The 26,314-nt window shown below is 68.2% G+C and carries 39 protein-coding genes; 14 read left to right on the top strand and 25 right to left on the bottom strand.

All coding sequences use genetic code 11. The features are described 5' to 3' along the window. Nucleotides 1–15: 15 nt before the first annotated feature. The 14 genes from QJS31_RS34045 to QJS31_RS33980 all read right to left on the bottom strand — a co-directional run bounded on the left by QJS31_RS34045 (nucleotide 16) and on the right by QJS31_RS33980 (nucleotide 11,148). Complete coding sequence (locus QJS31_RS34045) at nucleotides 16–774, bottom strand: hypothetical protein (RefSeq protein WP_306358686.1); 759 nt, start codon at nucleotides 772–774, stop codon at nucleotides 16–18. Nucleotides 775–1,059: 285 nt separating this feature from the next. Next, entirely contained in the window at nucleotides 1,060–1,281 is a 222-nt protein-coding gene (locus QJS31_RS34040) for a hypothetical protein (protein WP_306358685.1), read from the bottom strand. Continuing rightward, the gene (locus tag QJS31_RS34035; RefSeq protein WP_306358684.1) at nucleotides 1,254–3,344 is read right to left on the bottom strand and encodes a phage minor capsid protein; all 2,091 of its coding nucleotides are present in this window, start codon (nucleotides 3,342–3,344) and stop codon (nucleotides 1,254–1,256) included. Before QJS31_RS34035 ends, QJS31_RS34040 begins: the two co-directional genes overlap by 28 nt. Before the next feature lie 22 nt (nucleotides 3,345–3,366). Next, nucleotides 3,367–4,998, bottom strand: coding sequence for a hypothetical protein (locus tag QJS31_RS34030; RefSeq protein ID WP_306358683.1), 1,632 nt, complete (start codon nucleotides 4,996–4,998; stop codon nucleotides 3,367–3,369). Between the two features lie 19 nt (nucleotides 4,999–5,017). After that, a complete protein-coding gene (locus QJS31_RS34025) occupies nucleotides 5,018–5,182 on the bottom strand; it encodes a hypothetical protein (RefSeq protein ID WP_306358682.1) in 165 nt (54 codons plus the stop codon). After that, entirely contained in the window at nucleotides 5,179–5,340 is a 162-nt protein-coding gene (locus QJS31_RS34020; RefSeq protein ID WP_306358681.1) for a hypothetical protein, read from the bottom strand. The genes QJS31_RS34025 and QJS31_RS34020 overlap by 4 nt, the downstream gene beginning before the upstream one ends. A gap of 281 nt (nucleotides 5,341–5,621) precedes the next feature. After that, a complete protein-coding gene (locus QJS31_RS34015; protein WP_306358680.1) occupies nucleotides 5,622–5,843 on the bottom strand; it encodes a hypothetical protein in 222 nt (73 codons plus the stop codon). A gap of 84 nt (nucleotides 5,844–5,927) precedes the next feature. Beyond that, nucleotides 5,928–7,232, bottom strand: a complete 1,305-nt coding sequence (locus QJS31_RS34010) for a PBSX family phage terminase large subunit (protein ID WP_306358679.1) — start codon at nucleotides 7,230–7,232, stop codon at nucleotides 5,928–5,930. Next, on the bottom strand, nucleotides 7,229–7,663 hold the full coding sequence (locus tag QJS31_RS34005) for a hypothetical protein (RefSeq protein WP_306358678.1): 435 nt from the start codon (nucleotides 7,661–7,663) through the stop codon (nucleotides 7,229–7,231). The genes QJS31_RS34010 and QJS31_RS34005 overlap by 4 nt, the downstream gene beginning before the upstream one ends. A 589-nt stretch (nucleotides 7,664–8,252) precedes the next feature. Next, nucleotides 8,253–8,465, bottom strand: coding sequence for a DUF397 domain-containing protein (locus tag QJS31_RS34000; RefSeq protein ID WP_306358677.1), 213 nt, complete (start codon nucleotides 8,463–8,465; stop codon nucleotides 8,253–8,255). Next, the gene (locus QJS31_RS33995; RefSeq protein ID WP_306358676.1) at nucleotides 8,465–8,911 is read right to left on the bottom strand and encodes a hypothetical protein; all 447 of its coding nucleotides are present in this window, start codon (nucleotides 8,909–8,911) and stop codon (nucleotides 8,465–8,467) included. The genes QJS31_RS34000 and QJS31_RS33995 overlap by 1 nt, the downstream gene beginning before the upstream one ends. After that, entirely contained in the window at nucleotides 8,908–9,324 is a 417-nt protein-coding gene (locus QJS31_RS33990) for a hypothetical protein (protein WP_306358675.1), read from the bottom strand. Before QJS31_RS33990 ends, QJS31_RS33995 begins: the two co-directional genes overlap by 4 nt. Then, nucleotides 9,314–9,682, bottom strand: a complete 369-nt coding sequence (locus QJS31_RS33985) for a hypothetical protein (RefSeq protein WP_306358674.1) — start codon at nucleotides 9,680–9,682, stop codon at nucleotides 9,314–9,316. The genes QJS31_RS33990 and QJS31_RS33985 overlap by 11 nt, the downstream gene beginning before the upstream one ends. A gap of 290 nt (nucleotides 9,683–9,972) precedes the next feature. Next, a complete protein-coding gene (locus tag QJS31_RS33980) occupies nucleotides 9,973–11,148 on the bottom strand; it encodes a helix-turn-helix domain-containing protein (RefSeq protein WP_306358673.1) in 1,176 nt (391 codons plus the stop codon). An 87-nt stretch (nucleotides 11,149–11,235) separates the two neighbouring features. On the opposite strand from QJS31_RS33980, the gene QJS31_RS33975 reads away from it, so the two are divergent. The 3 genes from QJS31_RS33975 to QJS31_RS33965 are packed head-to-tail and all read left to right on the top strand — an operon-like array spanning nucleotide 11,236 to nucleotide 12,052. Continuing rightward, on the top strand, nucleotides 11,236–11,469 hold the full coding sequence (locus tag QJS31_RS33975) for a hypothetical protein (protein ID WP_306358672.1): 234 nt from the start codon (nucleotides 11,236–11,238) through the stop codon (nucleotides 11,467–11,469). Next, nucleotides 11,466–11,783 carry a type II toxin-antitoxin system PemK/MazF family toxin gene (locus QJS31_RS33970; protein ID WP_306358671.1) on the top strand — a complete coding sequence of 106 codons (318 nt, stop codon included), beginning with the start codon at nucleotides 11,466–11,468 and terminating at the stop codon, nucleotides 11,781–11,783. Before QJS31_RS33975 ends, QJS31_RS33970 begins: the two co-directional genes overlap by 4 nt. Beyond that, the gene (locus QJS31_RS33965) at nucleotides 11,780–12,052 is read left to right on the top strand and encodes a hypothetical protein (protein WP_306358670.1); all 273 of its coding nucleotides are present in this window, start codon (nucleotides 11,780–11,782) and stop codon (nucleotides 12,050–12,052) included. Before QJS31_RS33970 ends, QJS31_RS33965 begins: the two co-directional genes overlap by 4 nt. Nucleotides 12,053–12,103: 51 nt before the next feature. On the opposite strand, the gene QJS31_RS33960 is transcribed toward QJS31_RS33965, so the two are convergent. Both QJS31_RS33960 and QJS31_RS33955 read right to left on the bottom strand, forming a co-directional pair. Next, nucleotides 12,104–12,619 (bottom strand): hypothetical protein, encoded by a 516-nt coding sequence (locus QJS31_RS33960; protein WP_306358669.1) that lies wholly within the window; start codon nucleotides 12,617–12,619, stop codon nucleotides 12,104–12,106. A 23-nt stretch (nucleotides 12,620–12,642) separates the two neighbouring features. After that, the gene (locus QJS31_RS33955; RefSeq protein ID WP_306358668.1) at nucleotides 12,643–13,128 is read right to left on the bottom strand and encodes a hypothetical protein; all 486 of its coding nucleotides are present in this window, start codon (nucleotides 13,126–13,128) and stop codon (nucleotides 12,643–12,645) included. Between the two features lie 85 nt (nucleotides 13,129–13,213). Here QJS31_RS33955 and QJS31_RS33950 point away from each other — a divergent pair, with 85 nt between their 5' ends. The 4 genes from QJS31_RS33950 (at nucleotide 13,214) to QJS31_RS33935 (ending at nucleotide 15,568) form a co-directional block, all read left to right on the top strand. Beyond that, nucleotides 13,214–13,423 carry a hypothetical protein gene (locus QJS31_RS33950; RefSeq protein ID WP_306358667.1) on the top strand — a complete coding sequence of 70 codons (210 nt, stop codon included), beginning with the start codon at nucleotides 13,214–13,216 and terminating at the stop codon, nucleotides 13,421–13,423. 247 nt (nucleotides 13,424–13,670) lie between these two features. Continuing rightward, nucleotides 13,671–13,868, top strand: coding sequence for a hypothetical protein (locus tag QJS31_RS33945; protein WP_306358666.1), 198 nt, complete (start codon nucleotides 13,671–13,673; stop codon nucleotides 13,866–13,868). A 362-nt stretch (nucleotides 13,869–14,230) separates the two neighbouring features. Further along, nucleotides 14,231–14,683 carry a hypothetical protein gene (locus QJS31_RS33940; protein WP_306358665.1) on the top strand — a complete coding sequence of 151 codons (453 nt, stop codon included), beginning with the start codon at nucleotides 14,231–14,233 and terminating at the stop codon, nucleotides 14,681–14,683. A 471-nt stretch (nucleotides 14,684–15,154) separates the two neighbouring features. Beyond that, a complete protein-coding gene (locus QJS31_RS33935; protein ID WP_306358664.1) occupies nucleotides 15,155–15,568 on the top strand; it encodes a hypothetical protein in 414 nt (137 codons plus the stop codon). 152 nt (nucleotides 15,569–15,720) lie between these two features. On the opposite strand, the gene QJS31_RS33930 is transcribed toward QJS31_RS33935, so the two are convergent. Together QJS31_RS33930 and QJS31_RS33925 are read right to left on the bottom strand one after the other, a co-directional pair. After that, complete coding sequence (locus QJS31_RS33930) at nucleotides 15,721–16,131, bottom strand: hypothetical protein (protein WP_306358663.1); 411 nt, start codon at nucleotides 16,129–16,131, stop codon at nucleotides 15,721–15,723. A 286-nt stretch (nucleotides 16,132–16,417) separates the two neighbouring features. Further along, nucleotides 16,418–16,939 carry a hypothetical protein gene (locus QJS31_RS33925; RefSeq protein ID WP_306358662.1) on the bottom strand — a complete coding sequence of 174 codons (522 nt, stop codon included), beginning with the start codon at nucleotides 16,937–16,939 and terminating at the stop codon, nucleotides 16,418–16,420. A gap of 195 nt (nucleotides 16,940–17,134) precedes the next feature. Here QJS31_RS33925 and QJS31_RS33920 point away from each other — a divergent pair, with 195 nt between their 5' ends. The 6 genes from QJS31_RS33920 (at nucleotide 17,135) to QJS31_RS33895 (ending at nucleotide 20,961) form a co-directional block, all read left to right on the top strand. Next, the gene (locus QJS31_RS33920; protein ID WP_306358661.1) at nucleotides 17,135–17,392 is read left to right on the top strand and encodes a hypothetical protein; all 258 of its coding nucleotides are present in this window, start codon (nucleotides 17,135–17,137) and stop codon (nucleotides 17,390–17,392) included. After that, complete coding sequence (locus QJS31_RS33915; protein ID WP_306358660.1) at nucleotides 17,389–17,670, top strand: helix-turn-helix domain-containing protein; 282 nt, start codon at nucleotides 17,389–17,391, stop codon at nucleotides 17,668–17,670. The genes QJS31_RS33920 and QJS31_RS33915 overlap by 4 nt, the downstream gene beginning before the upstream one ends. A 126-nt stretch (nucleotides 17,671–17,796) precedes the next feature. Beyond that, nucleotides 17,797–18,114, top strand: coding sequence for a hypothetical protein (locus QJS31_RS33910; protein WP_306358659.1), 318 nt, complete (start codon nucleotides 17,797–17,799; stop codon nucleotides 18,112–18,114). A 645-nt stretch (nucleotides 18,115–18,759) separates the two neighbouring features. After that, on the top strand, nucleotides 18,760–19,746 hold the full coding sequence (gene xerC / locus QJS31_RS33905; protein ID WP_306358658.1) for a tyrosine recombinase XerC: 987 nt from the start codon (nucleotides 18,760–18,762) through the stop codon (nucleotides 19,744–19,746). Continuing rightward, nucleotides 19,743–20,663, top strand: a complete 921-nt coding sequence (locus tag QJS31_RS33900; protein ID WP_306358657.1) for a hypothetical protein — start codon at nucleotides 19,743–19,745, stop codon at nucleotides 20,661–20,663. Before xerC ends, QJS31_RS33900 begins: the two co-directional genes overlap by 4 nt. 46 nt (nucleotides 20,664–20,709) lie before the next feature. After that, entirely contained in the window at nucleotides 20,710–20,961 is a 252-nt protein-coding gene (locus QJS31_RS33895) for a hypothetical protein (RefSeq protein WP_306358656.1), read from the top strand. A 36-nt stretch (nucleotides 20,962–20,997) separates the two neighbouring features. Here QJS31_RS33895 and QJS31_RS33890 read toward each other — a convergent pair whose 3' ends face one another. Together QJS31_RS33890 and QJS31_RS33885 are read right to left on the bottom strand one after the other, a co-directional pair. Next, nucleotides 20,998–21,876, bottom strand: coding sequence for a hypothetical protein (locus QJS31_RS33890; protein ID WP_306358655.1), 879 nt, complete (start codon nucleotides 21,874–21,876; stop codon nucleotides 20,998–21,000). A gap of 104 nt (nucleotides 21,877–21,980) precedes the next feature. Continuing rightward, nucleotides 21,981–22,316 (bottom strand): hypothetical protein, encoded by a 336-nt coding sequence (locus tag QJS31_RS33885; protein WP_306358654.1) that lies wholly within the window; start codon nucleotides 22,314–22,316, stop codon nucleotides 21,981–21,983. A 259-nt stretch (nucleotides 22,317–22,575) separates the two neighbouring features. Between QJS31_RS33885 and QJS31_RS33880 the strand changes: the two genes are divergently transcribed. Further along, on the top strand, nucleotides 22,576–22,878 hold the full coding sequence (locus tag QJS31_RS33880; RefSeq protein ID WP_306358653.1) for an XRE family transcriptional regulator: 303 nt from the start codon (nucleotides 22,576–22,578) through the stop codon (nucleotides 22,876–22,878). Here QJS31_RS33880 and QJS31_RS33875 read toward each other — a convergent pair. The 5 genes from QJS31_RS33875 to folE all read right to left on the bottom strand — a co-directional run. Next, nucleotides 22,875–23,480, bottom strand: a complete 606-nt coding sequence (locus QJS31_RS33875; protein ID WP_306358652.1) for a hypothetical protein — start codon at nucleotides 23,478–23,480, stop codon at nucleotides 22,875–22,877. The genes QJS31_RS33880 and QJS31_RS33875 overlap by 4 nt on opposite strands. Further along, nucleotides 23,477–24,553: a hypothetical protein gene (locus tag QJS31_RS33870; protein ID WP_306358651.1), complete on the bottom strand. Its 1,077-nt coding sequence runs from the start codon at nucleotides 24,551–24,553 to the stop codon at nucleotides 23,477–23,479. The genes QJS31_RS33875 and QJS31_RS33870 overlap by 4 nt, the downstream gene beginning before the upstream one ends. Next, entirely contained in the window at nucleotides 24,550–25,044 is a 495-nt protein-coding gene (locus QJS31_RS33865; RefSeq protein WP_306358650.1) for an ImmA/IrrE family metallo-endopeptidase, read from the bottom strand. The genes QJS31_RS33870 and QJS31_RS33865 overlap by 4 nt, the downstream gene beginning before the upstream one ends. Before the next feature lie 81 nt (nucleotides 25,045–25,125). Then, a complete protein-coding gene (locus QJS31_RS33860) occupies nucleotides 25,126–25,863 on the bottom strand; it encodes a hypothetical protein (protein ID WP_306358649.1) in 738 nt (245 codons plus the stop codon). A gap of 11 nt (nucleotides 25,864–25,874) precedes the next feature. Then, nucleotides 25,875–26,314 (bottom strand): GTP cyclohydrolase I (gene folE, locus QJS31_RS33855; protein WP_306358648.1); only part of this gene is annotated, 440 nt, incomplete at its 5' end.

The raw sequence follows: 26,314 nt of genomic DNA, 5'->3' as shown, positions 1-26,314 counted from the left end.
GGGCGGCAGGCGCGGTCAGCGTCGCCGCGCGTGCCGTTCGGCCCGCAACTTCCGCCGTTCGTCGACCGAGACGTGATCGCCGATCGGCGCGTTGGTGGCCGGTCCGGCCGACAGGTCCCCGCCACTGCGGTCAGGGGCCGCCGGGGCCGGGGCGGGCCGCTTCAGCCGCGGATTGGCGTCCACGGCCTTGGTGACGGCGGCGGCCAGCTTGGCGGCGTATTCGCCGTCAGCGGGGTCCAGGCCGTCGATCGCCTCGAGGAAGGTGCGGGAATCGAGGACCGCGTCGGGGTCCGCGCCCGCCTTGTCGGCCACCCGGTAGGCGTCCAACTCGACGCGCGCCGCCCGGGCGGCGGCAGCGTTGGCTTGCGCCAGCGTCTGCGCTTCCCGCGCCTGCGCGGTCGCGGCGTCGAGTAGCTGTTCGGGGGATTCCGGTACCTCTTCGGGCACCAGATTCAGCGCCTTCGCGAAGGACTGCGTGATCTCCTCACGCACCTTCGCCATCGCTTCCTCAGCGGCCTTCTTGGCGTTCGCCTCGCTCTGTGCCACCTGGGCTTTGAGTTCGGTGCGATGCCGGGCGTTCTCCTCCCGCAGGTCCTTGACGTAGGAGGCCGGGAACATCTGCTCACCGGACTCACTGGACGCCGCAGTCTCCGGCGCGGCCGGTGCGGCGGCCGGAGCTGCTGGCGGGGTCGGGGCTGCCGGGGTCTCGGGTGCACCTGCTGGGGCGTCCGGGGCCGTGGTGGTCGCGGGCGCGTCGGGTGTCGGGGCGGTCATGACGGGGTGTTCTCCTTCTGCCGCTCCTGGCGGCATGAAGAAGCCCCGCCACTCGCCACCAGGGCGAGGACGGGGCTCAGGCGATAACGGACGAGTGCGGGGGCACGTAGGCACCAGGCCCGCGCGCCCAGCGACGGGGACACGGCGGCACTGCCCCACCTGGGGAACACGCCGCCGCACAAAGGGTCAGCCCCGCAGGGGGGCGGAAACGACTCAGCCCCTTCCCGTCAGGGAAGAGGCTGAGATCAACGACCGCCCCACCGGAAAGGAGGGGCTGGTCACGCTCTATTCACTGAGTTCGGCGGCTTTGCGCCGCCACTCCAAACACAGCACCGCCGACTGGGCCTCGAAGATTTCGCGGTCACGAGCGGGCCAGTCGTCATAGTTGTCGCGGTCCAAGCCGCGGGCGGCGGTGAAGGTGTCGAAATGCTCGGTCATTGCACGGCTTCGGGCATACAGGAACTCGCGCTGCGCGGCGCTCACCGCAGGCGTTTCACGGCGTCCCATCTCGATCCCCTCATGATCTTCTCGCCCAACCGGGGGTCCTCACCAGCGAGCTCCACCACCTCCCGCGGTGACGGGTACAGGTTGCTCGGACCGTCGAACTGTTCCAGGATATCGGCCAACAGCTGCCGGTCGGCAGCGCTGGCGTCCTCAGCGACGCCGTGGATACGTTGCCGGATGTGAGCGATGGCCTCCGCCAGCCTGCTCGGTTCGGGGTCCCAGTCGTACCCCGCGCGCGCCCACGCGTACCCGCCGTCCTCGAGCGCGGCGAACAACTCGATCCGGTCCACACCCGAACGCCTGTAGTAGCCCTCCATGGCCGTACCGAACGCAGTCGAGAACCCCTGCCCGCGCGCTGACTCATGCAGCTCCAACCGCTCGTGATGAACCACCAGCGCGTGGTCGTGGTCGCGATGCACGTAGCGCTGGAAGTAGCCGACGTATCTGTCGCCGTCGAGTACCGAGCCCTCGTACATGATTTCGATGACCCGCATCGGGCCACGCCGCGGCAACCCCGACGGGGTGAGGATCGTCGAGCTGCCGAATTCGTATCGCGCGTCTCGGATCTCGACCCGGAACGGCCCGTACTGGCCCTCCAGGCCGCGCAGCGCCGCACGCAAGTCGGCGTCGTTCGCGTCCTCGTAGTCGACGTCGAACAAGTCCGCCAGCGTCGGCACGTCCGACAGATCCGGGTACGTCAGCGGCGGCCGTGACGGCGCGGCGGTCACCGGGGACAACTGCGGATGCTCGGCCAGATGGGCGTCGATCAGCCGCCCGAGTCGTTCGGCCGCTGCGAGCGCGTCAGCACGCTCGGTGTCGCTGGTCGCGGCGTCGGCTTCGCGCAGCGCCCGCTCCCGCCACGCGGTGAGCTCGGCCAACTCCTCCCGCGCGTCGTCGTCGGCGTCCGGCCCCGCCGGGGTCGGTTCGTCGGGCGTCGTCGCCTCGTCGGGGATGACGGGCTCGGGCTCGCGGAGTTGCTCGCGGTAGGCGCGGCGCGGCACACCAGTCGCGGCGACATGGCGGGCGATCTCGTCGTCCACAGCAGCGATGCGGGCTGCGGCCTGCCGCGTGGCGGCTGGGGTGACGGCGGCCGCCGCTTGCCGTCGCGCCGCGCGAGCCGCCCGCTCGAGACCGCGGAGTCGTTGCTCGTCGCGGTACTGCTGCTCGTCATACGGTGCGGGCGCAGGCATGTCGACGCCTGGACGCCATAGTGAGTGCCGGTGGCGGCAGTTCGGGTGGTGGAGTCCTCGCGCTTCGGCCTCAGCCATGGATGCCACCACGTGCCCGGTTACCGGATGTCCGCCGAATACGGCGGGCGCGGTCACCGGACCATTCGGGGTCCGGCCGGTCAGGGAGACGAGTTTGCCTTCGAAGGGGCGGCATACCGGCGCGGGCCGGGGATGGTGGGAGATGACGACCAGGTCGTGCCCGGCCGCGATCAGCCGGGCGCTGTGTCCGGCGTTCAATGCCCGGAATGTGGCTGTGCGGACGGCCATTTCGGCGTAGGTGTCCATATGCCAGCGGCGGCCCCGGCTGTCGACGAACGCGGTGACGCCCTCGCGGGCGAAGGCATTCACCGCCTGCTGCACTGCTTGGCGCTGGGAGACGACGCCGGTCACCGTGGACGCGGCGACCTGAGCGACCACCCGCCGGTAGGCGTCCTCGGTGGCGCGCAGGATGCGCGGATGAGTCCCGACCACCAGCCCGACCGCCTCCTCGGCCAAGGCGTGCACGGCCGCCGGGTCGATCGCGCTCGCGGCCGACACCGACCGGTCATGCAGTCGCCGCCCCAGATCAGCTTGTGCGGCACGGTCACCGATGCGCGCGGCCGCGCTCACCGCCTCCCGTACCGCCGCCGTCGACCTCGGCGTCACGCCCGCCAGCGTGTGCGCGACCGCGCCCCGCAGGGCGAGCAGCTGCGTCTGCTGGCGAGCGACCCAAGCAGGGGTGTCGAGGCCGTCGCGGGCGTAGCGGGCCACCAGCGCGACTAGTTGGGCTTCCGCGTGCGCGTACATCGCGCCCACCCGTTCGGCCAGACCGGCCACCAGCCGGGGGTCCACCGCCACGGTCCACCCCCACCCTGCTCGGTCAGGCGGCGCGCGTGGCCCGCTCCTCGCTATCGGTGGACTCGTCAGGGTCAATCGGCTCGTCGGGGTTGTCGGGGTCGCCGTCGCCGCCGACACCGAACTCGTCCGGCGACGGCACACTGATCAACCCGAGCTGTTTCGCGTCGTCGAAGATTCGGTCGACCTCGGCTTCCACCTCGGGGGTGTCCCAGTCCGGATGCTGTTCGACGACCATCTGCCGGATCGACATCGCGTGCGCGGTCGCCAGCGCGCTCAGACTGGTCGCCATCTCCCCGGGCGAGGTCTGCGAGCGGGTGGGGAACTTGACCTCCGGCGGCTCATCGAGCATGTAGCCGGTGCCGAACACCGCCGCGTCGATCTGCATGGCGGTGAAGCCGAGCCGGGTCAGCGCGGCACGCCAGTAGGTGATCTTCTTCTTCCGGGTGCGCTCGGACAGGTTCTCGCGTGCGTTGACTTCGGTCGCGGTGATCACGCCCGCTGTCAGCGACGAATCGCTGAACTGGCTCGCTGACAGTCCGGCCGCCCGCAGCACCACATTCAGCAGTTCGGCCGCCGTCTGCGAATGCTCAGCCCATCGGATCGCGAATTGGTTGGCCTGCACCATGTTTCCGCCGTCGAGCGCCGAACCCATGCCCTTGAGGGCGGTGTACACCTCGGTCTCGGCGTCCCACGTCCCGCCGCGGCCGGGCTTGCCGGTCTTGAGCAGGTTCTCATCCACGAACAGCCGGGACTTGGCTACCCGGATGTCGCGCATCCACGACGCGTAGGTTTCGTCCAGGGCGTCGAACCAGCCTTCCAGCTGATCGAAATCGCTTCTGCCGAGTTGGGTGAGGCCGGGGATGGTGCGCCGCCCTCGATTCGGGCGCACATTCGGCACGAAATCAGCGGTCAGCCCGCGCACACCGGTCGGCATCGCGCCCTGATCGTTGACGACACCAGCAGCCCACGCGGTGTCCGGCGACTCCCGCAAGTCGATACGGTGGCCCAGCCGTCGCTCGTCGCCTTCGTAGAGGCCGTGATAGATCACGCCCGGCTCATGCCGCTCCAGATGCCGCAGCACGCGCCGCCCGTCACCGCCAGACACCGTCGTCCAGAACGTGACCGCCGCCAACCGGTTGTACCGCCATTCCGGCAGCGCGCCATCAGCGCTGACCGCGCCGAGCATGACGTGATCGGACACCGATTTGTCCCACCACACCCGCAAATAGGTGCCGCCCAACGCTGAGCAGAGTTCGGCGGCCTCGAGCAGCGTCGCGACCGGCTCGTCCTCGGAGAAGATCGCATCGAGGCGCTTCTGCGCCTTCGGCCGGCCACTGACCGTGTCCTCGGTGGAGATACGCCACGTCGGCGGCTGCGCGAACAGCAGATCAGCGCTGGCGCGGGCGAGGTCCGCGGGCGCGGGAAGATGCAGCTTCGCATTCGACTGCGTTTCCTGCCGCCCCCAGAAGAACCGCTGCAACTTGCCGACGATCCCGCCCGGACCGACCGCCGGACGCGTCGCCGAGTTGGCGACGTAAATGTTCGACAGCTCCGCGACATTGCCCGTATACCAGGCGTCCCACACCCGCATATCCGTCGCGGCGATATCGAAGGGCGGCGGCGGCCACGCGCCGGTATCTCCAGGCAACGGCACAGCGGGACTCCTGATCAGGTCATGAGGGGGGTGGGGGAGTGGGGTAGACGACTTCGACCGTCGCGGTCAGCACACCGAGCGAGACCGGCGATTCAGGCCGGTCCTGCTGCGGGGTAGTGGCGAGGGTTTCGGTGAGGGCGGCGTCCAAGGCGGCACCGTCGACGGTGCGAGGCGCGGGCGTCACCGGCGCAGCCCGTCGTGGACGGGGACGGTGGGCACATCCGGCACCCAGCCGGCGGGGTGGGTTGAGCCGGGCTTGACCCCGCCCTGCTGGTAGCCGGTCATCCAGAGCCCCGCTCGCACGAGCCAGGAGCCGAGACGGAACCAAAATCGACGCGCCATACAGTTGCCTCCTACTTCGAACGTGTGTTCGATCTTAGGGCCGCCCGTCCCCGCACCCCCGTAACCGGGGGTATGCGGGGCGGGCGGGTATTCAGTTGTCACGCGGCTGTGGTGACCCAGCGCCGCGCGGCTGGGGGACTCGGCGACGGCTACGAGGAGCCGAGCTTCGGGCCGATGACGGGCAGCAGTTCGATCGCTACACGCAGCAGCAGTTCGAGGACGGTCAGGACCATGAGATTCACCCCCTTCCCACCCTTCCGGCAGGGCGCAGTGTCGCGCTCCTACGGCGTGGGAGCCGAATGCCGTGCCAGCGCGGCGTTGGCCCAGAACATGGCGGTTTCCAGATGCGTGAGCGCCAACGCCTTCTCCCGTCCCTCCGGCACCGCCTGGTCGAACACCCCGGCCAGATCACGGCACGCGGCGCGCACCTGCTCGTGCAGGCGCACCCGCTCCGGCGTCGGCGGAATGTGGATGAATCGGCGGTCCAGATCGGTCGCGCTCACAGCAGCTCTTTCTTGTCGTGAATAACGGTGCAGTGCAAAACAATTCATTTGCCGACAGTTCGCCGCATGCGGGGGGTCTGTCGGTTACGCCGCCGTGTCCTTCGACGACGACGGGAAGTTGATCAGCGACCGCCACCGCCGTTCGGTGGTCACCAGCGCGTACCGGGCCGCGTCCAAGCTGTGGTCGTGCACCTTCAGCGGCGCGTCCTTGCCCACTGCGGTGGCTTTCGGGTCCCAGCTGTATCCGGTCACCTCGGTGATGAACCCCGCACAGCGGTCGGAGACCCGCAGCATGTCCGCGCCCAGCAGCGACGCCATGAGCCGGATGCCGTAGAGCACGTCGTTGTTCGCCGGATAGGTGAACTGGTCATCGGCGATCAACTGCACCCGCAGCGACGCCGCCGCCGGGTCCGCGATCACCGGCACATCCTCGAACGCCGCCGACGGCGGCGCGCCCTGCTCCGGGATCGGCGCATGCGGCTGCACCAGCCATTCCCGGATGCCCTTCGACAGCTGGCTATCGGTGGCGCGCATCGACTTTTCCGATGCTTCGAACCGCCATTCGTCGGTGAGGTAGAGGCGGCCGTCCGCGCCGATCCCGGCCGCGATCACCGCCGTAGCGTTGGTGGTGCCGTAGTCGATGCCGACACCGATCCAGTCGGTGATCGGCGGCATCTTCTCCCACGCCACCACATGCCGCTTCTCGTCCCACATGTCGAAGATCGCGCCCTCAGCCGCCACCCACTCGCCGAGGATGAAGCGCCGATACCACAGGCCGGAGTACTCGCGCCGGACCGACGCCTTGTACTCCTCCGACAGGCTCGGGTTGTCGTCCAGGACGAAGTGGAACACCCGCCAGTCCGGCAACTCGGCGAGCCGATTCAGGTACTCGGTCCGCAGCCAATGCTGCGGGTTGTCGGGGTTGGTGGTGGCGAAAAGCTGCGCACCCTCCACCGACATACGGCCGAGCATCTGCTTGAAGAACTCGACATGCAGCACCGTCAGCTCGTCCAGGAACGCCAACTGCACCGTCATGCCGCGGATAGCGTTCTCCGACGTCACATCATCGGCGCCGAAGACGTGAACTTCGCGGCCGAAGATCTTCGCGGTCGGCGCGCCCTGCTTGTAGTGCACGTGCTTGGCGAACATCGCGAACACCGGCACCTGGAACAACGGCTCGAACACGTTGCGCCACACCGACAATCGGCTGCGGCCCACGATGACGATGGAGCCGATCGGCCCGGCCGTCGCCACCTTGTGCAGCAGCAGCCACGTCCACGAAAAGCTCTTCCCGGACCGGATCGCGCCCTCGAAGATGTTCACGCGACCGACCGCTTGGGCATAGGACAGCAGCTGTTTGCGTGACATGCCTTGGCGGGCCGCGGTCACGACGGCTCCCCGTCCACCGCGGCCTGCCCGGCCATGGCGAGGATCGCCTGATGCATCTCATCGAGCGCGGCCCGCGCCTCCACCGACGTATCCGGCGGCGCAGCGTTGTCCAAGCCGAGGTAGCGGGCGCGGCGGTCCATGATCCGCAGCGCCGCCAGCACCGCTTTGATGTTGCCGGACACGGCTTCCTTGAACAGGCCCAGCAGCATTTGGTCGAGCCGATGCAGTTCGAGATCCAGCACCGCCTGCGCGGGTTCGCGTTTCAGCTCCGCCAGCGCCTCGGTGACGTCGCGGTGGGCTTGGCTACTCGAGATCTCCAGCTTCTCGGCGATCGCACGGTAGGAGGCTCCGGCCAGCCGCAGCTTGAGCGCCTTCTCTTGTCGTTGAGCCCGCGTGATGGCCGGCGGGCTGGTGGTCTTCCTCCCAGCCACGCAGGGTGTCCTTCAGGTCAAAGTGGGCAACAGCACGAATAGAGGTCGGGAACCCAGCGGAGACGCGCGCCAACCGGCCCCGCGAACCTCCGGGAGGCAAGGGGAGGCCCGCACGGCCGGGCGGCGTCTCACGCCGGGTTCCCGCCCCGCCCCCTCCACATCCCCGTATCCAGCGCAGCACACGCGTACCGCGCACAACCCCGACCCGCGCGCCGTTCCCTGGCTCGTACGCTGGCAACAGCCGAACCGGGGAGGGAACGCGGGTGGGGGTCGCAGGTACGCGGTCCTGGCCGAAACCACCTGGGGGAGAGGGGTGTTCGAGTGCTCTCATCCTCGCCCGGCGATCCAATTCGCTGGCTACAGCATGTCCGGGGGAGAGATCACACGACTCGGGGATACAGCGCAGGGACCGAAACCCAAGTGGGCGGGAGGTATTCGGTCCCTGCACGCGGCAGCGTAACGGGACCGATTCGACACCCTGACGAAACAGCGGACACCGCGCGCACGAGAAGACCCGCCCCACGACCGGGAGTCCGAGGTCGTGGGGCGGGCCGGTAACCCACCCGTCAGGGGGCCGTGGGTGGGTTGGTCAGTGGGGCACCTGCCCAGTCGTGGCGGCGGCCACGAACCGCCTCCACTCCTCGGGCGTGAACCGCAGGACCGGGCCGCGGCCATGGTGCTTGCTGTCGCGCACCGCGACGTCGCCGCCGCGCAGGCAGGCGACCTCCACGCAGTTGCCGGACTCGCCCGACCACGGCTTGATGAATTCGGCCCCGTTCAAATGCACATTCAGTTCCACCACTACACGCTCTCCTTCTCCTCGATTCCCAGGTCGGGGGACCAGCCGGGGGTGTCGTCGACCCACACGTCCGGCTGGGCGATGTCACCGCGCGCGATCAGCGGCCACAAGCCCGCGGCCCGGACGCGGTAGATGCGGCACAGCGCCGCGGAATCCAGACAGACCCGCGTCGGCTCCGGCCACCGCATCTGTATGGGCACCGGACCGCTGCCCGCGAGGTAGTCGGGGCTCCAGGCTTGGATCGTGGGCAGCGCCCACCCGGGACGTCGACCGACCATCACCACCGGTTCGGGTACGAACAGCGGCCCGTCGAGCCTGCACTGCTGCAGCCGCCGGTAGGGCACACCTGCGAGCAGCGCGAACTGCTTCAACCCCAGATATCGGCGTACTCCGACATCTCGGCGGGCGCGCCCACCAGGCTGTGGTCGCCACCGCTGCGGCACGGTCACCGGCGCGACACCTCGCCCTCATACTGGCGTGCGTCGTGGCCGGGCTTGCCGTCCACCCACAACCAGCCGGGGATGTCGTCCACATACGCGTGCGGCGCGAGAAGCCCTTGCCCGTTCGTGATCTGGCTCCACAACTGGGCGACGGAGACACCGTAGAAGTCGCACATCATCTGCGTCGACGCCAGCACCACCACCTCCGGCCGCGTGAACCGCGCCATGCCCGGCGTCCACCGGTCCACGCATTCGCGCGACCAGCCCGGCGAACGCGGCTGGCGCGGATCCTCGTGGCCGATACTCACATCCGGCGTCGGTACCCAGACCTCGCCGGTCCTGCGCCACCCGGTCAGGTCCTCTACCGGCACGCCCTTGTAGTAGGCCAGCCACGCCAGCCCGACGTACTTGTCAGCGGCCACCGGCCTCCCCCTCCTCCGGCAGCGCGCCGGTAGACCGGCGTGCATAGGTGTACTCCGGGGACACGGTGATCACGTCGGTGATCTGGACCAGCTCGCGCGGCGGCGCGTCCGCCTCGAAATGCGCGAGGCTCGGCACCACCACCGCGTCGATCTTCTGGCTCCGCACGATCTGCTGGAGCGCCTGCACCGGCTCGTACACGTTGGCGCCGAACACGATGGTCTTCTTCAGGTTGTAGCCGAGACGTCCGGCCACGGTGCGGATCTGGATCTCATCCCACTCCCGCCGCGACCCGGATACATCCGAGCGCACGTAGCCGATAGCGTCCGGCGCGTCGAGCACGCTCATGGCCGCCTCCACCAGGCGCGGGAATACAGGACGGGGTGTGTGGTCGATGATCGCATCGGGTGTTCCCCTTCCGGGGGTGTCATCGGGGTATTGAGTGCGGAGGCGCGCCCGAACACCGAAGCAACCAGCGGACATCAGGCAGGCGGTGCCGGTGCCGCCTCCAGTATTCGGACGCCTGCTCAGCCTCGAATGTCGCGTGTCTCGCCGCAATGTCACTTCCGGGTTGTGTCGGAGGGAAGTGACACAAACGAAAAGCCCGGCACCACAACGGGTGCCGGGCCTCGATGAGGAATAGAGGTTGGTCAGTAATCGAGTTTGATGGCGTCGGCGAGCGTCCGCATCTCATCGGTGAGAGTCCGCCGCCCCGCGATGACGTTCCCGAGAACGTCTCGGGCGTACCGCTGCTGCACGATCCACTCCGGCGCGAGCGCGTGGAGCTCCTGGATCTCAGCGAACGCCTCACCGTACTGCTTGAGCATCGTGTGCGCGTTCGCGACATCGAGGCGGTGACGCAACCGGCCCGCCGAAACAGGGTTGAGAATGTCGCGCGGCGCGTGCTCGGCGATGGCGAGGGTCTTGTCCGGCTGCCCGTCGATCACATGCGCCTCCGCCTGGATATGCGCCACCGTCACCGGCCCGAACGTGCGCACCGTCGCTTCGTCGTTGACGATCTCCCGGCCGATCCGGTGCGCAGCCGCCCGCGCCAGACTCAACGCGTCCGCGGTCTCGCCAGGCTGGTTGTTGCGGACCGCCGCGTTCGCCACGCCCAACCACAGCCGACCCCACACCGCCAGCTCCCGCGCCGTCGCACGCGAGAACTTCGGCTCGATATCGTCAGCCCACCGGATCGCCAGATCCCGCGCCTCGTCCAGGCAGCCCTGCCGCAGCAGCCCCCACACCTTCGTATTCACCGCCGCCGCGATATCGACGCGGTTGTCGGCAGCGTCCATCGCCCGGTCGAGGGTTTCAGCGGCGGTCTCGAACTGGCGGTTCTGAGTGAGCAGCCAACCCGCCATGGTCAGCAGGCGAGCGCGGATCGCGCGGCCCTGCTCCTCGGAGACATCGAGGCTGTCGGCGTCACGCAGCAGCATCGGCAGCCGCGTCGCCATCTGCCCGTAGTGGTGAGTCTCCAGCATGGGGCGCAGCGCGTTGAATTCCGCCAGCACCCCGTCCACGCTCGCGGGCTCGTCCACGGTGTCGGGGTGATGTCCGGCCAGCGCGCGCCGCACCGGCTCCCACAGGTCTTGCGTCTCCATGTCGGCGTGCTCGACGTCGTGGTCGTCGGCCTGGAGCACCGTCGTCCGAACCCGCAGCGCCACCGCGAGCTTGCGCAGCGTCTCCAACCGCACCTCACGGACCGTGCCCTGCTCGATCTTGCGGATCCACGACACCGACACCCCGGACAGAGCCGACAGCTCTGTCTGCCGGAGACCGCGGCGCTTGCGTACCGACTGAAGTCGGCTGCCCAAATCGCTCATACATTCAGAGGCTACGCCGGGTCTCCACAATGCTGCTACCCATCAATGCTACTAATCGGTGGCATAAATAAGTGCTATCTTCTGTGCATGGGTACCACGGAAAAGCTCTCGGTGACATTAGGCGCGAGGACGGTGGCGCACGCGAAACTGCTGGCCGCCCAGCAAGGCGTCTCGCTGTCGTCGTGGCTGGACCACGCCGCCCGCAACGCCGCCCGCGCCGAAGGTGTCCGCGCGACCGCCGAATGGGAACAGCGCATCACCGCCAGCTCCGCCGACTGGGACGCTGCCCGCGAACGCGCCATGTGGGCCGATACCGAGTGAAGCGACGCGGAGAAATCTGGTACGTCCGACCCCTCGGCCTCGCCAGCGTGCGCCCCGTCCTGATCGTCTCCAACGACATCGCCAACTCCGCGCTGGCTCCCGTCGTCGCCGACATCACCGACGTCCCCCCGGCCGCCGGTGCCAGCTACGCGGTCGCCCTGGCCGACCAAGACCCCATCCCCGGCACCTGGGTGGCGGTCAACCGGCTCGGCCGCCTACGCGTGGACGCATTCGTGGAGCCTGTCGGCATCCTCACCGGCAAGACCATGGCCGCCGTCGCCGACGCACTCGCCGACCTGCTCGACCTGTCATGAACGATGACGCCTGCCCCGGCTGGTGCGCCCGCCACGGCCTGGCCGACGACGAAGCCCCGCACAGCATCCAGCACATCAGCAACGCCGAAGTCATCCCGCAGGCCGCGGCCAACGGACTCCGGATCGAAGTCGAACTGCTGGCCTTCCAGCAACCCGGCCAGCCCGAAGACGACCCCCGCATCTACGTGTCGATGACAGACGGAGAACTCCGACTGGACGAAGCTCGACGCCTACGCGACGCCCTCGACAGGCTGCTGTCGCTGACATGACAAAGGGCCGCCCCTGGACACCAGGGGCGGCCCTTCCTGTCGGGAATCATGCTATTCGGCCAGCGGCGTGGGTACCGGTACCTCGCGGCCGTCGCGGGTACGCACCACGATCGCCGGTTCATCGTCGGTATTGACGCGCACGACCGCGAACACGAGGCCGTCCGCGCCGACCTCCACCTGATGAGTGTCGACACTCGAGGTGATCGTCACCGACACCGCATCCTCGGCGGCGGTACCGGTTGCGGCGAACCACGTCCATTCTGGTGTAGCGCCGGGCGCGACGGGAGGGCCGACCCTCTTGCGGCACAGGCGGGTGATCGGTGCGATGCCGCCGGTCGTAGCGGGGCGGATGATCTCGCGACGGGGATGCCCGTTCACCAACTTCGGCGGTGTCCACTCTCCATCGCGGTGCTCGACGAACACCACGGCTTGGATTGTGGGAGTCTCCGCCAAGACGGCGACGACCCCGTCCCGCTCGATAGCGGCGACGGGGCGAGCAGCCCCGCCGCTCCCGGTGAGCGCGTCCACTGCGACATCGACCGCCGGGTGCGACAGGGTGGTCATCATCTAATCCTTTCGCCGGATGGCCTCTAGCATTCCAGGCTCACAGGATCGCCGTGCTCTTCTGCCTGATCGGGAATGGTCTGCCAGATCGCGAACATCTTCACGTTGACCCGGAAGTCCAGCGCGGGTCCGCCGTAGCAGGAGTACAGGTGCGTTTCCTCTGTCTGCGCGTCGGTGCTGGTGTTCTGGAACGAGGCGACGACGTTGCCGGTTCCGATCACCAACTCCACCGTGATCGTTCGCACGTCCGGCGGTACCGGCGCGTTGGTGGCGACGTCGTTGCACGACACCTGGAAGCCGTACTGGATCGGCGCGTAAGCGTCCGCGCCATACGCCTTGCGTGGCCCGATCGGGTTGGCGTGGCAGACAACGGCCATATCGGCGTGCGCCGGGGCGGGTAGCGCCACCGGCGCGGCCGCCGCGAGCAGAGTGGCAATGGTCAATCGACGCATGAACATGCGTGTTCCCTTCATCGGTTTGTCGTGTGACGCCGGGCTGGTCGTAACCGCCAAGTTCGCAACCATCCGGTACCTACAGTGTAATGTCATTTGTAGGTACAAACACGTCAATTGCAGACAATCGAGGAAGTGAATTTCATTGACCGGCAAAGCATCTCGCGCCAGCGACGTGCGCCAGTTCCGAGCACCACAAGACCTGTGGGACGACTACGGCGACGCCGTCGAACACAGCCCGGACCCCGAAGCCGACATGTCCAAGGTTCTGCGCGCCTTCCTGCGCTGGTACGCCCGTCAGCCCGGCGCGAAGCTGCCCGAGCGCCCCGGACCGGGCTGGCGGGACAAAAAGTGAATCACCCGCCCGGCTACACTCGTCATGGCGACCTTGTGGTTGTCGTGTGGCCGCCGGGCGGCGGTAACCGCCAAAGTTCGCAGCCGCCCGGTAGCTCGAAGCCTCCTGTCGGCGCGGGACACGTCGCACCAATCCAGCGTCGACCACCCCCAGCCCTCCGGCAATGGCACTTTAGGCAGCCCTAAGAGCTGAAGTGCCACAACCGATTTCCGCATGTCGAGCCACGCCGCCGACTACAACAGCGGGCATGTCACCCCGAATGAGCTTCCGCACCTTCATGCAGGCCAACGCCGCCCTCCTCGGCCTCGTACTCTGCGCCCTCGCCGCCACCGACCTGCCGACCCTTCAGCGCCACACGACAGCCGCATTCGTCCTTGCATGCTCCGTCGCGGCGCTCGGCGCGGGTGGGCTGCTGATCGGAACGGTGATCCACCGCAGACCATAAGGCGAACGGTCGGCGAGTGGCGGGGCCATGGTGGGTGGAGTCGCGTTCGCGTCCGGCACCAGCACGGCATGACCCGGTCAGCTCCCGACCCAACGACGGCGCAACGAAGAACTTCCCCATCATTGACCCCGCCGCGAATCAACCTACAGCGGGCGCACTTTCACGTCCAGCAGGAACTAGGGCACGATACCCGGCATGAGTTCTCAGCCGTCCATCACCTGCCCGGACTGCGGCGCGACGTCCTACCACCCGCAGGACATCCGGCACCGGTACTGCGGGCGCTGCCACCGATTCCACGACCCGAACCCGTGGCGGTTTCGCCACAGTGACGAAACCGTCACGGGGGCAGTAGTCTCGCTCGCGTGGATGACGAGCAGTACCGCGACTTCCTCGCGGCCTGGGACACCTACGCCCGGCGGTTCGACGCCGCTGAGGCGCGCGACCTCCTGGACTCCCTGACCGCGCGGCTGGTCGACCGCGAGTTCGAGCAGCTGGCCCCCGCGATCCAGGCCACGGACTCCGCTGGCGGGCTGCTGCAACCGGAGTGGTGCCACCCCTACTACGAGCCGCAGCGCGCACAGATCGTGCATTGGCTCGAACGTGACACCAGCACGGAGCTGCATGTGTTGAAGCCGCGGCGGTTCCGCATCGCCGACTACGACAGCCCACCCACGGTGGATAGGTCGGAGATGATCCTGCTCACCCGGCGCAGGGCAGCGCGTCACCTCGACAGTGTGCTGGTCGGGTGGTGGTGGGTCGCGCAGGACAGCTACGGGCGCGGCGTCACCTCGCGGATGGTCGACTGGTCACTGTGACACCTCATGGTCGGGGTGGATTCGTCGGCGGATGTCATCGCCGCGATGTAGAGTTGCCCTTGCCTTTCCAGAGTTTGGCCCCGCGCGAGCGGGGATGACCCCCTGGTCTGTACGACATGCCCTTCGGCCCCGCGGTAGCGGGGATGAGCCAGGTGGTAGGTCGACGCACCTGCTGGTGCGCCGTGCTCCCCGCGTGTAGCGGGGATGAGCCTGATGACAGGCCCACGCAGGACCTGGAAAGGCGTTCTCCCCGCACGTGCGGGGCTGGAACCCCGGCTACGGCCGGGGTTTCCGTATTCACGGGCGAGACGGGGGCTGAAATCTCCAGGGCCGCAATGCGATCAATCTCCCGACGGTGTCAGTACCGAGCGGTATGCTGAAGCTCGGCCGTGACGCACACCCGGCCTCGCAAGGGGGGAATGGTTTTGTGGCACAGCCGATTTCGGATTCCCTGACACTGAAGGAACCACTGTGCTCAACACCGTGCGTAACGTGCTGCTCGCCCTCTGCTCCGTCGCCGCTCTCACCACGCTCACCGCGCCGCCCGCCGCGGCGAACATCAGCGGCGTGGAGACCTGGCAGGCCTACCCGTGGCAGCAGGTCACGCAGGTCGACGCGGGTGTACGCCACAAACTGGTGGCCGTGATGGTGTCACCGCTGCAAACCTATGGCCGCGTCTGGTTCTACGACAACGGGCGTCTCATCACCACCGGCTACCCCAATTACGGCGCGTCCGACATCCAGGTCAACAACGGTCGCCGCGTCGCGATCTCGCCGGACTGGACTCCCACCGCCGGGACGCACGAGATCGAGGCGCGCCAGTGTGGCGACTCGGCGTGTTCCTGGCGGGTGCAGTTCTACACCACCACCGTCATCGTCAGCTGACGCCGCTGATAAGTGCTCGCCCCTCACTCACCTCCTGAGTGATCTGCGTCACATCTCTGTTTCTGACCTCCGATAACGCCCACTTATCGGCGGTCAGAAACCGATCGTGCGGACGGTTGCCAACCGCCCGCCGATAGGGTAAAGAAGCCCCGTCACCGGCGCGAACCCGGCAGACCGCCGGACGTCACACCCCGGAACACACCCTCGCGCTGCCGACGAATCTCGGTCACCACGCTCTGACCGAACTCGCCCACCGCGCCCCGGCCACGGAAACCCAGCACGGCCAGATCCGCACGCAACCGCTGCAGCTGAGTCTCGGTCAGGGTAGCCACGAAGCTGTCGACCACATCGGGCACCAGTGCCCGCAACTCGCGGATGCCAGCGGTGCGCCGCCGCGTCCCCAGCCCCGCCAGCACCGCATCACGCGCCTGTACCACCGACAGCGACCGGGCCGCGGCGCGCGGCGAGAGCGCCTGCCCAGGCCGCGCCGTCCCCGGCGCCTTCGACTCGGCGATCCGCAGCTCTCGACGGCACGAACGACAGTGGCTACGACCGACTTTCACGCCACCACCACAGCGGGTACACCGAGCCTCGAAAACGACAATATCGTCGGTGCGCGGCCTCGGTACGGACTTCCGGGCCGCCCGACGCGCCGGAGCCGTGGCGGGCGGCGGCGCGGACAGTGGCTTGCTGGCGGATGCGGCTGGTTTCGGTCGACGTTCGCAGTAGAACGACCCATCAGCGCGGGTATGGAAGACCGCGCCGCCGTCATCGTCGATGATCGCCGCCTTACCGCATCCCGGACACATCGGCAGAGAGTTCTTGCGCCCCAACGTATTCGCTTCCTGCTCAGAGATCGAGGATCAGTCGCCACTCATCAGCGGCGGTCGCGCCCCGCACCGACTCGCGTGCGAGCGTAGCCGCATTCCGTAGCAGCATCGCGAGCTCCCGCGCCTCGGACACCGCCAGATCGGCCGCGTACCCCTGCACCAGCACCGCCACCACCCCCGGTTCGGTCTCCACCCGCACCCGCTCGCCCGCACGCGGGCCCAGCACTCCCACCGACCGCGACACCACCCGACCCGCCTCGGCCGCAGCCGCCGCACGCCGCAGCACCCGCGCGAGCTTGCGCGCCTGGCGCGGGGACGCCTCCACATGCAAGCGGGACGGCAGCATCACATCCACGGTGACCCGACGGCGGCCGTCGCGGTCGTGGCCGTAGAGCTGCACCACCATCGCCTCACCGCCGTGCCCGCTGGCGCGCTGAACCGGAAGATCAACGCCGAAATGGCTTACGCCGTGCCCCGGCGCAACGAGATCGGTATCCGCGTGCGTGTGGCACCACGACGGGCATAGCAACGTGACGGTCATCAGCGACTCCTGCTGTCTAGCACGACATCTGCGGCCCCCTCGCTCGTGCCAGGAACGGCCGCCACCCCGACTGTAGACAGCGCCCCCGACGCACAGGGGTCAAGCCACACATCGTGTGTGACATCGGCACGACCACCACCCTGTCGCACCGCCCCTCTATGGTGACAACACTGATCCCCGACACCGGAGACATCCATGTGGCACTGCGAGGCATACGGACCCGAGGCCGCCGCAGCCGGAGCCCTGTGCTTCGTCGCGGACCTGCACGAGCGCGTGTGCCGAGACCAGCAGCAATGCCATCAGACCGTGGCCGCTGAGCGTGCCCGGATATTCCAGCGGATCAACGAACGCGCCGCCGACGGCGACCCAGTAATGCGCTACCTCGCCGAAGAACTCGCCCGTCCGGACCAGATACTCGGCGGTGACAGCGACACCAGCGAGGACGACCGGTGACCCGCGACCCCGAACGCCAGCCTGTCCGTGACGCCATCAACCGCGCGTTCGGCGACGAACTCCGCTTCCGGCGCCGCAACGCCGGACTGACCATCGTCGAGACGATGACCGCGCTGGACTGGAAGCGCGGCACCTATCTGCGGTCGGAGGGCGGTCGCCGCGACCTGACCCCAACGGAGATTTTCCAGATCGCGGCACTGTTCGAGATCGAGCCCGAGGAGTTCGTGGACGCGGCGATGCGCCGGGTGACCATCGAAACCGTCGGTGGCCGCGGCTAGAATCCCGGTGGCTGTTGAGTCCGCCAGCCCGATCCGGCGCGCGCCCTTTCCACAGCGAGGGACCGCACCCCGATCGCCGGTACCGAAGACGTCCCCGACTCGGCACGCCATGCGATGATCACCGCCATGCCTGACCAGTCGCTCGCCGAGCTGGCGCAGTTCCTTCGCCCCGAGTCCGGTCCCGGCCGCCGTGTCCGCTACCACTGCCCGCTGGACTGCGGATGGGCTCACCATCTGCTCCTGGGCGACAAGCCCCTCCGTGTGGCGCTGCGGGGGGTGTCGAAAGACGCGACGGACGAAGAGATTTCGGATGCACTCACCGGGGTCGGTATGGAGCAGCTGCGCGCCATGATCGAGGGCATCGGCGCGGCGTTCGCCGCCCACCTGACGGACTCTCATACCGCTGCGGAGATACAGCCACTCAAGGACCGCGTCGCACGATAGCCACCACGGACATCGGCGGACCCGGATACCGGCGGTAGCGCGGCAACCTTCTTGGACCCAAGGAGGCGAACGCGCCGAAATGGCCGCCAAATGGCCATCTGATGTCGTTGCAATGTCACGGGAGATCACGGGACCGTAATCGCATGCGACAGTTCACCATTCGGGCCGCAACGTTGCTCACGGACCCACTCGACATCTACGCCTTCACGGTTGAGGCTGACCATCCTCACACGCACTTCCGGCAACGCAGTCCCGTACACAGGTGGTCTCGCGAAACCGCAGTTCAGGAGCGCGTGCACCCCAATTTCATACCTTGCGCGCCATGACGAATACTCCTCGTAACGAACATGACTCGCAGGCCACTCACCGAGACTCTCCGCGACAGCGCCTCATCGCAGCGATCGCAGGGAACGCCATCGGCCGCATCCTGATCGAAGCCGCCGACCGCGCCACCGAAACAGCCCGCGACTGGTTCGGATAAGCCGAGCCCGTGTCCCCGCCTCCAGGTCACTGGTGACCGCGAGCTCAACGGCTCAGTTTCGCCGAGCATCGCAGCAATGCGGCTCCGCGAAACGTGCGGGTCGTTATTGTCGGTATGTCCTGCGATTCTGGTGGTCACCAGATGGCTTGGGAGGTGGGCGGCTCATGAGCGTGACCGCGTTGAGTGGGCGTGATCTCGCGGCGTTGCGGACGGCCGGTCCGGCGGGGTTGCCGGGTCGGCGGGATCGTGACGGGTTTTGGCTGTGGCTACGCGGCCAGGACTTCGCCGCCTCCACCCAGGAGCTGTATTGGGAGTGGGGGCACCGGTATCGGCGGTGGCTGGTGGCGTCGGGTGCGCATCCGGACGCGTTCACCGACGGCCCGGCACGCGATATCGCGGTGCGCGAGTTCCTGGGCCGGTTCCGGGCGCGTCCGGCGACGTTCAACACGGCGCTGGCGGGTATTCGGGCGTTCTACGGCTGGCTGGGGTTGGGGCTGCTGGTGGAGCCTCTAGAGGTGTTCCCGGACGTCCCGGACACGCTCACCGAGGCGCAGCAGTCGAGGTTTCTGGAGGCTGCGGCGAACCGGCATCCGCGTGACTTCGCGTTGGCGGCGCTGATGTTGGACGTGGGGCCGTGGCCGGTGGAGGTGCGGCAGCTCGATGTGGACGACCTGGATTTGTCGGCGCGGGCGGGGACGGTGCGGCTGACCGCGCCGCACGGGGCCGTCCGGACGCTGGCGTTGACGCCCGCGACGACGTGGGTGCTGATGGGGTGGCGGGCACAGCGCAACGCGATCCTCGGCAAGCGGGCCAAGCAGGAGCGAGCGCTGTTCATCACCTTGTCCAGTCACCGGCGGATCGGGGAGCGGGACAGCCTGGCCTACATCGTGTCGTCGATCGCGAAGGCCGCGGGCCTACCGGCAGATTTGCGCGTGACGCCGATGACGTTGCGTGCCACCGTCCAGCAGCGTTTGCACGCGTCCGGGCTCGATGACGCGTCGGTAGCGGGCATGATGGGCCTGTCGGCGGTGAACGCAGCGCGCAGCCGGGCGTTGACGGTCGGGACGGTGTGCGCGCGCGGCGAGGGCACGCTGGCGGCGCGGGTAGAGCGGGTGGAGCAGCTGTCTTTCGATCTGGGAGTGGATTCGTGACATCACCGGGCACCGATGACGGCAGCGACCTGGCGCGGTTGCGCGGTGACGCGATCCGTGCGCTCACGCAGGCGGCGCGGCTGAAGCGGCGCGTCGGGTTGGAGGAGGACGGGAAGTGGGAGCAGATCGACTTCGCTGACCTGGCGTGCCAAATCCTGTCGGCGGTCGCCGCGAATATCGGCGGTATCGAAGCGCTACTCGCTGGGCGGCCGGGATCGTGGGAGGCGGCGAAGGTACGGGACCTGCTGTACTCCGCAGTCGGCCCGAACGAGGACTACCTGCTGGAGCATCGCACGGAACCGGTGACGGTGCGGCTGTGCGTGAGCGAGGTCGCCGAAAGCGCCGGGCACAGTGAACAATTCGAGCCCAGCCCAGAGGAGCGGGACCGGATCGACACCGTGGCCGCCGAACAGCTCGGCATGAGCGTGGCGGACTACCGGGCGCTGCCGTCGGCGGAGGTCTATACCCGGTGGGTGCCGTTGATCCCTGACGGGCGGCGCTACGACGACGAACTCGCGGCGATCGAACAACGCTGGGACGACTCCTACGAGCGGGCGGTCGCACGGATCGCCGCCGAACGTGGCCTGGACACCACCGACCCGGCGGTCCACGCCGACGCTGAGACGGCCGCGGAGCAGGAGGACCGGGAGACCGACGAGCTGATCGCGGCACTGGATCGGAAGTGGCAGCAGCGATTCCAACGCTACGCTGTCGCGTTCGAGGAGAAGGTGCGGGCGAAAGCCGCAGCGTTGGGGCTGACGGTGCCGGTCGAGGTCGAGACGGTCACCGATCCGGGGTCGGCGTGGCAGGTCCGCGACACCCGGCAGGAGGACGACCTGATCGGCTACCAGCTGTGGGACTACGCACGCGAGAAGACCCCCGAGGAACTGCTGCTCGACCAGCCGGCCGGGGAGTAGATCCGACGCGGCGGCCGTGTCCGACCCTGCCCCTACAGTCGAGGCTGTGACCGATCAGAACGCGGGCAGCGAGTTGTATACCGCCCTCGACAACTTCCGGCGGGCGGCGACCCGTGCGAACCACATCCTCGCCGGGCAAGCCGCGTTGGGCAGGATGATGACCGGCAAGGCCGCGGTCGCACGCGAGACGTTGGAGAAGCTGCCGCCCGCCGCGCTGGCGGAGGTGTCCGCCGCGGGTTCAGCACTGGTGGCGATGGCCGAGGAACTGCGGCGCAGCCAGCGTGACCGGAAGGTATGAGAGCCGGTCAGCGGCCCAGGCCAGCGCTGAGATGCGCTAGCTCAGGCGGTATTTGACGAGCCAACGCTTCAGCGGGTCATCGTTCGGATAGCCGAGGTAGTCGCATGCGGCTCGGGCGGTGATGTACGTCAGCGAGGTGGCGCTGCGCACGAGTTCACCCCAGTCGTCGGTATCCACCCGGTACCGAATGAAGCGGTGATCGCCTTGGTCGACGCTCTCGGACAGCGAGCTGACCGCGACGATATTGGGGTGGGAGTACAGCGACAACGTGCTGTAGTAACCAGTCACACCGGTCGTCTGAAGCGTCGAGAACGCCTTGAACAGCTTCCCGAGCCCCGGGTAGGACTCACCGCCGACGTTCCAGCTCGGCTCGGCTGCGAGACCGTCCCATGTGATGTCCGCCCCGGGGAAGCGCCGCTCCAACTCCTTGCGGAAGCCCTCGCGGACGTTCTTGGCTTCCTTCTGCCTCGCGTTGGACGCTTTCCGTTCGCTGAGCACCAACCTCATGCGGTGAGCTGCGGCCACCCTGGCCATCCACCGCCGCGCCATCCGAGCTTGCGGCGTAATCTCCGGTTCCAGGAGCCACGCCGCGTGCGCGAGGTGTTCGCCGACCGCACGAGCGACCGGCCACGGCGCGAGCACCATCGTCTGGCTGTCCACCAGCGCTTTCAGCCCAAGCAGATGCTGCGCGGCGGCATCGATCATCTGCACCGCATCGAATCCCGCGCCGGTACCTTCGGGTCTGGAGAGATCCGGGAAGGCGGCAGCGAGTACCGCATCATCCTGAGCGGCAGGCGAGTTCGGCTGAGCCCCGCCAGCGAACCGCCGGTTCGTCGTGTTCCATGCGTCGTACAGTTCGCCGAGTTCCAGGCTCCACTGCGCGAACGCGGCTGCGGTCTCGCCTTCGAATACCATTCGTACAGGCTAAATGCGTACCAGCGAAGGGTCACAGCAATTTGTGGACGGGCGGCGTCGCGAGTCCCCGCCTGGGCCACGGACAAATGTTGTGGGGGGTGGGGCTATGTCCAGCGGCCGTCTGCGATTGCCCAGGTGCGGCCGGTGACGTCGTGGTGGTGGCCCCAGTGTCGGCCGAAGCCGAAGCGGCTGACGGTGCGCGCGCAGCTGATCCGGTAGGCGACACCGTGGTGGTAGACGACCCGGTAGGCGCGGCATTCGGTGGTGTGGGGGTCGCGTCGGTCGTAAATGGGCGGTGGGCACGCGGCGGGCAACGGCACAGGATCGGCGGATCGGCTGGCGCGGCCGCCGCGTCGGAGGTAGTGCATCGGCGTGGAATTCTCTTTCCGGTAGTGGTGGTGCGGGGCCGGTACCGCGAGGGATTCATTGCGGGAAGCCACATTCGGCAATGAATCCTTCGCAGGGAGCCTACGACGTCATAGTTTGCAATCGCAAGCAACGAACGTGATGTTGCTCTCACGCGGGGAGAGACTAGGTGGGGGAACGGGGGGAGCAACATTCAAGCGCACCACTGTGGAGAGGCAGGCGGTAAGGTCCAAGCCCATGCCGACCGACGCCCCAGCATTCGCTGAGCGCCTACGATTCCTCATAGAGAATGTGCATCCACGCCATCGCGGCCCGTATTCGCGCACTGAAATCGTGGACCTTATTCGGCGGTCCGGCGGCACCCTCACCACCGGCTACCTGTCCCAGCTGCTCTCAGGCGACCGGAAGAACCCGGGCGTGGCCATCGTGACCCAGATCGCCGAGTTCTTCCGCGTCCCTGTCGACTACTTCGGGTCCGCGGAGTCCTACCTCGAGATCCGTCGCCATATCGAATGGATCGTCAGCCTCCGCGACTCGGGAACCGATCAACTGGCCGCCCGCACGACCAGCGACCCCCGCGATGCGCTGTCCATCGGGTTACGGGAGATCCGCCGCAACGCAGGCGATTCCGGCTAGATCAGCCCGGTCACCACCAGGTAGGTGGCGGCAGCGAGGACGGAGCCCAGGAGCGCACCGAGGGTGACCTGCGCGCGGGTGTGGTCGCGGAGCCGGACCCGCGACCAGCCGATGACCGCGGTGGCGGGCAGCGCGAGCAGCCACCACGGCGACGAGATCAACGCCAGCAGCACCGTCGTCCCGGCGCTGACGGCGGTGTGCACGCTGATCTTCCAGCCGCCCAGGACCGTGATGACGCCGACGCCGACGAGGACCGCGACCGCCGCCGCCAGCCACCCCACCATCTGCTCGGGCGCGCCCGCGACCACCTCCACGACGATCCCGGCCGCCACGATCGCCAGGATCGCCGGGATCACCCATCGGCGGTCCTTCACATCGGGCACATGGTGGTCGTCGGCCATGCCGCGCCACACCCCGATCAGGATGACCAGGATCGGGACGCCGCCGGTGACGGCTGCCCCGAACACCCCCCACCACGGTGCCCCGATCACAGCCCCCGCGAGGATCGAGGTGACGATGTTGACGACCCACGGTGCGCCCAGCTCAGTGGTGATCCTGGCCGAACGCGACGACCGGCGAGCGACAACGTCGGTGATGCTCATTCATTCATCCGTTCTTGATAGGCGCGCGACACCAGGACCGCCCACTGGTCGGCGGTGACCTGATCGGTTGCCGCGCGGAGGCTTTCGTGACTGAGCACAGCCGAAGCTGTGCCGCCGACAAGGAATTCTGCAACCTCGCCCGCGATGACGTCGGCTGGGGCGGTGCTACCCGCTGCGGGCAGCTCGGCGACCGCCAGCTCCACACTCAGCGCGTCCAACATCTCCGACACACGGTCACCGGCACGCTCGGGCGCGGTCGCACCAGTCCGCGACGGGCGGCGTGCACCGGGGTGGCGGTCGAGCAGCATCCGATGCAGCGGCGCGATCCGGTAGCGGATGTGCTGGGCGTGCACCCATCCGGCAACCATCGGCAGCATCATCCCGAGGAACACGATGAATGTGCCGATGCCGGCGACCGCGCGGGTGATGTCGAACACTAGCGGCGACGGCGGCCACTGCGCGTACCGGGCGCCGAGGAGGTAGCACAGTCGGATCCACGCCCACACCGACGCCGCGGTCAGGCCGGTAGCCAGCAGCGCGAGACTCCACCCGGTGAGGGTGGTGCTGTCGGCGGCGCGCGCGGTCATCGCCGACAGCACCGGGCACAGCAGAGCGGGGAAGATCGCTCCGGCGATGCCTGCTTCGGCGTAGCCGGGCAGGTGAGCGTATGCCTGATCGAACTCGAAACCGCCCGCTACCTGCGGCTGTTGGGTGGCGTTGAGGAAGATCGCCAGGGCGACGACCGCGCCGACGACGGCGGTGGCGACGAAGGCGCGCGCCCACCACAGGACGCGGTGTTGAGCGCTGCGCATGGTGAGCGCGAGGACGAGCCCGCCGACCGCGGCGGCCATGAAGTTGAACAGCACCATGCGGATGGCGGTGGAGAAGTTGGTGACCGGGGCGATCTCCTGGACCAGGCGCTCGACGGCCGGGATGTTGAGGGTGAGGTGCAGGGCGACGACCGACAACGCGAGAGCGGCGGCGGCCAGGACACCGCTGCGGGTCCACCACCACCGATACAGTCGCGTGGCGGCCGCCAGCCAGATCAGCGGCGCGAGGATGGTGGCAATCACCCCAGGGCCTCGCTCCAGCGGGAGCGGAGCCGGTGCGAGCCGCCGCCGAGCCGCCGCATCCGCTCGAGGAGGAGGCTGGCGAATTGTTCGGCGGCGAGTTCGTCGCTGTCGGTGGAGTTTTCGCAGTCGCGACGCAGCATCATCGCGGCCATATCGTGCATGCCGTCGGGCAGCACGCTGGTGGCGAGGTCGACCGCCGCGCGGCCTTGGTGGTCGAGCACCAGGTGGCCGAGTTCGTGGGCGAGGGTGCGGTCGGGGTTGTGTACCCACGACGCGACCGTGATCTGGTCGCGGTCGCGGCGCCGTACGAGGGTGCCGAAGACGCCCGGCGGCATCGCGTGGTCTTCGAGTAGGTCCAGTGGTCGCTGTCGGGCGCGGGCGACGGCAGTGAGAATTCCTGCCATCGAACGGCATTCGGTCGCTGTGGCGTTCGCCAAGACGTCATCGACTGCGGCGACGATTTCGGGCCTATTACGCACAAGATCATCCAACCAGACCACGAAATACGGTTCTGAGCGGGCGATCGGATACCCGACCCAGATTCGAACTGAACACCTTTCACATTCGCGTGGTTATTGCGTCGCAAATCCTGTCGCGCCACCCGAACGCGCCCGATGCCAATCGATCACATCCCCAATCTGATACACGACCCGGCCGCCGATCTTGTACCGCGTCAACGTCCCCCGCTCACCGGCTTTGGTGATCGCGGCCTCGGTCACCGGCCGATCGTCGAACCATGGCAGCAGCCGCGCCAACTCGCCCGCCGTATGGAACCGGTAGCGGGCGCGCGCCAACAGCATCTCCCGCAGCTTCCGCGGATAGAACACCGTCCGGCAACGACGGCACGCCCCTTCCTCGGCGTCGGGAGCGGTGTACAACGGCATCCGGCACTGCTCGCACGCACCTACGTACATGAGGTCTTCGGGCCGATCCACCACCGTCTCGGCGGCGTCGATGACCTCACCGAGGGCCTGCGCCAGCGCCTCTATGGCCGTGGTGTCCTCGGCCAGCATCGGCACCCAAACCCGCAGCCACCGTGCACGCGCCGTCATGCTCCCGGTCGGCGGATGCTGCCTTATCCGGTCCGCGACCGCCGCGCAGTGCGCACGCAGCACCACCGAGATATCGTCAGCGGCTTTCGACGCCGCCACATGGAACGGAAGCGGGAACTCGCCCGACGGCCGCCCTCCTGAATGCCGTTGCAGGAATTGGTGTTGCCGAGTGAGGGTGACCTCCAGCTCCCGCAACAACGCCGGGATGACCGCCAACTGTGCAACCACCTGCGCGAGCAGTTCAGCGGGCTGCGACACCGAATCTGTGGTCACTTCGTCCCCGCCGCGTGGTGTGCCGCAAGGACCATCGCCAGGTCGGCGTCGGGGATCAGGCCGCCGCGGATCGTGCGGGTCATGGTCACCGCGCCAGTGTCCTCGACGCCGCGCAACGTCATGCACTGGTGGACTGCGGATATCAGCACCACCACCCACGTCGGAGCGAGCGCCGCGTTCACCGCGTCCGCGACTTGCGCGCCGATGCGTTCCTGCACCTGGAGGCGACGGCTGTAGCCGTGCACGACGCGCGACAACTTGGACAAACCGACGATCTGCTTGCCGGGCGCGGGCTGGTAGGCGACGGTCGCGGTGCCGGTGAACGGCAGCAGGTGGTGCGCGCACGTGGACGCCAGCCGGACCCCGGACACGACGACCGGGCCGGGGCCGGGCGGGGCGGAGAAGGTGCGCTGCAGATGCTCGGCGGGGTCCTCCC

It is taken from the genome of Nocardia sp. CC213A (genome assembly GCF_030766805.1).
GTDB lineage: Bacteria > Actinomycetota > Actinomycetes > Mycobacteriales > Mycobacteriaceae > Nocardia > Nocardia otitidiscaviarum.
The sequence above is the reverse complement of the archived record's forward strand: the minus strand, read 5'-3'. Positions and strand labels throughout refer to the sequence as shown.

Coding starts and splice junctions, on each gene's coding strand:
- QJS31_RS33925 (WP_306358662.1), bottom strand. CDS start 16,939: ATGACCGTCACGTTGCTATGCCCGTCGTGGTGCCACACGCACGCGGAT.
- QJS31_RS34040 (WP_306358685.1), bottom strand. CDS start 1,281: ATGGGACGCCGTGAAACGCCTGCGGTGAGCGCCGCGCAGCGCGAGTTC.
- QJS31_RS33980 (WP_306358673.1), bottom strand. CDS start 11,148: ATGAGCGATTTGGGCAGCCGACTTCAGTCGGTACGCAAGCGCCGCGGT.
- QJS31_RS34020 (WP_306358681.1), bottom strand. CDS start 5,340: ATGGCGCGTCGATTTTGGTTCCGTCTCGGCTCCTGGCTCGTGCGAGCG.
- QJS31_RS33910 (WP_306358659.1), top strand. CDS start 17,797: ATGCCTGACCAGTCGCTCGCCGAGCTGGCGCAGTTCCTTCGCCCCGAG.
- QJS31_RS33945 (WP_306358666.1), top strand. CDS start 13,671: ATGTCACCCCGAATGAGCTTCCGCACCTTCATGCAGGCCAACGCCGCC.
- QJS31_RS33920 (WP_306358661.1), top strand. CDS start 17,135: ATGTGGCACTGCGAGGCATACGGACCCGAGGCCGCCGCAGCCGGAGCC.
- QJS31_RS33975 (WP_306358672.1), top strand. CDS start 11,236: ATGGGTACCACGGAAAAGCTCTCGGTGACATTAGGCGCGAGGACGGTG.
- QJS31_RS34045 (WP_306358686.1), bottom strand. CDS start 774: ATGACCGCCCCGACACCCGACGCGCCCGCGACCACCACGGCCCCGGAC.
- QJS31_RS33960 (WP_306358669.1), bottom strand. CDS start 12,619: ATGATGACCACCCTGTCGCACCCGGCGGTCGATGTCGCAGTGGACGCG.
- xerC (WP_306358658.1), top strand. CDS start 18,760: ATGAGCGTGACCGCGTTGAGTGGGCGTGATCTCGCGGCGTTGCGGACG.
- QJS31_RS33965 (WP_306358670.1), top strand. CDS start 11,780: ATGAACGATGACGCCTGCCCCGGCTGGTGCGCCCGCCACGGCCTGGCC.
- QJS31_RS33890 (WP_306358655.1), bottom strand. CDS start 21,876: ATGGTATTCGAAGGCGAGACCGCAGCCGCGTTCGCGCAGTGGAGCCTG.
- QJS31_RS33875 (WP_306358652.1), bottom strand. CDS start 23,480: ATGAGCATCACCGACGTTGTCGCTCGCCGGTCGTCGCGTTCGGCCAGG.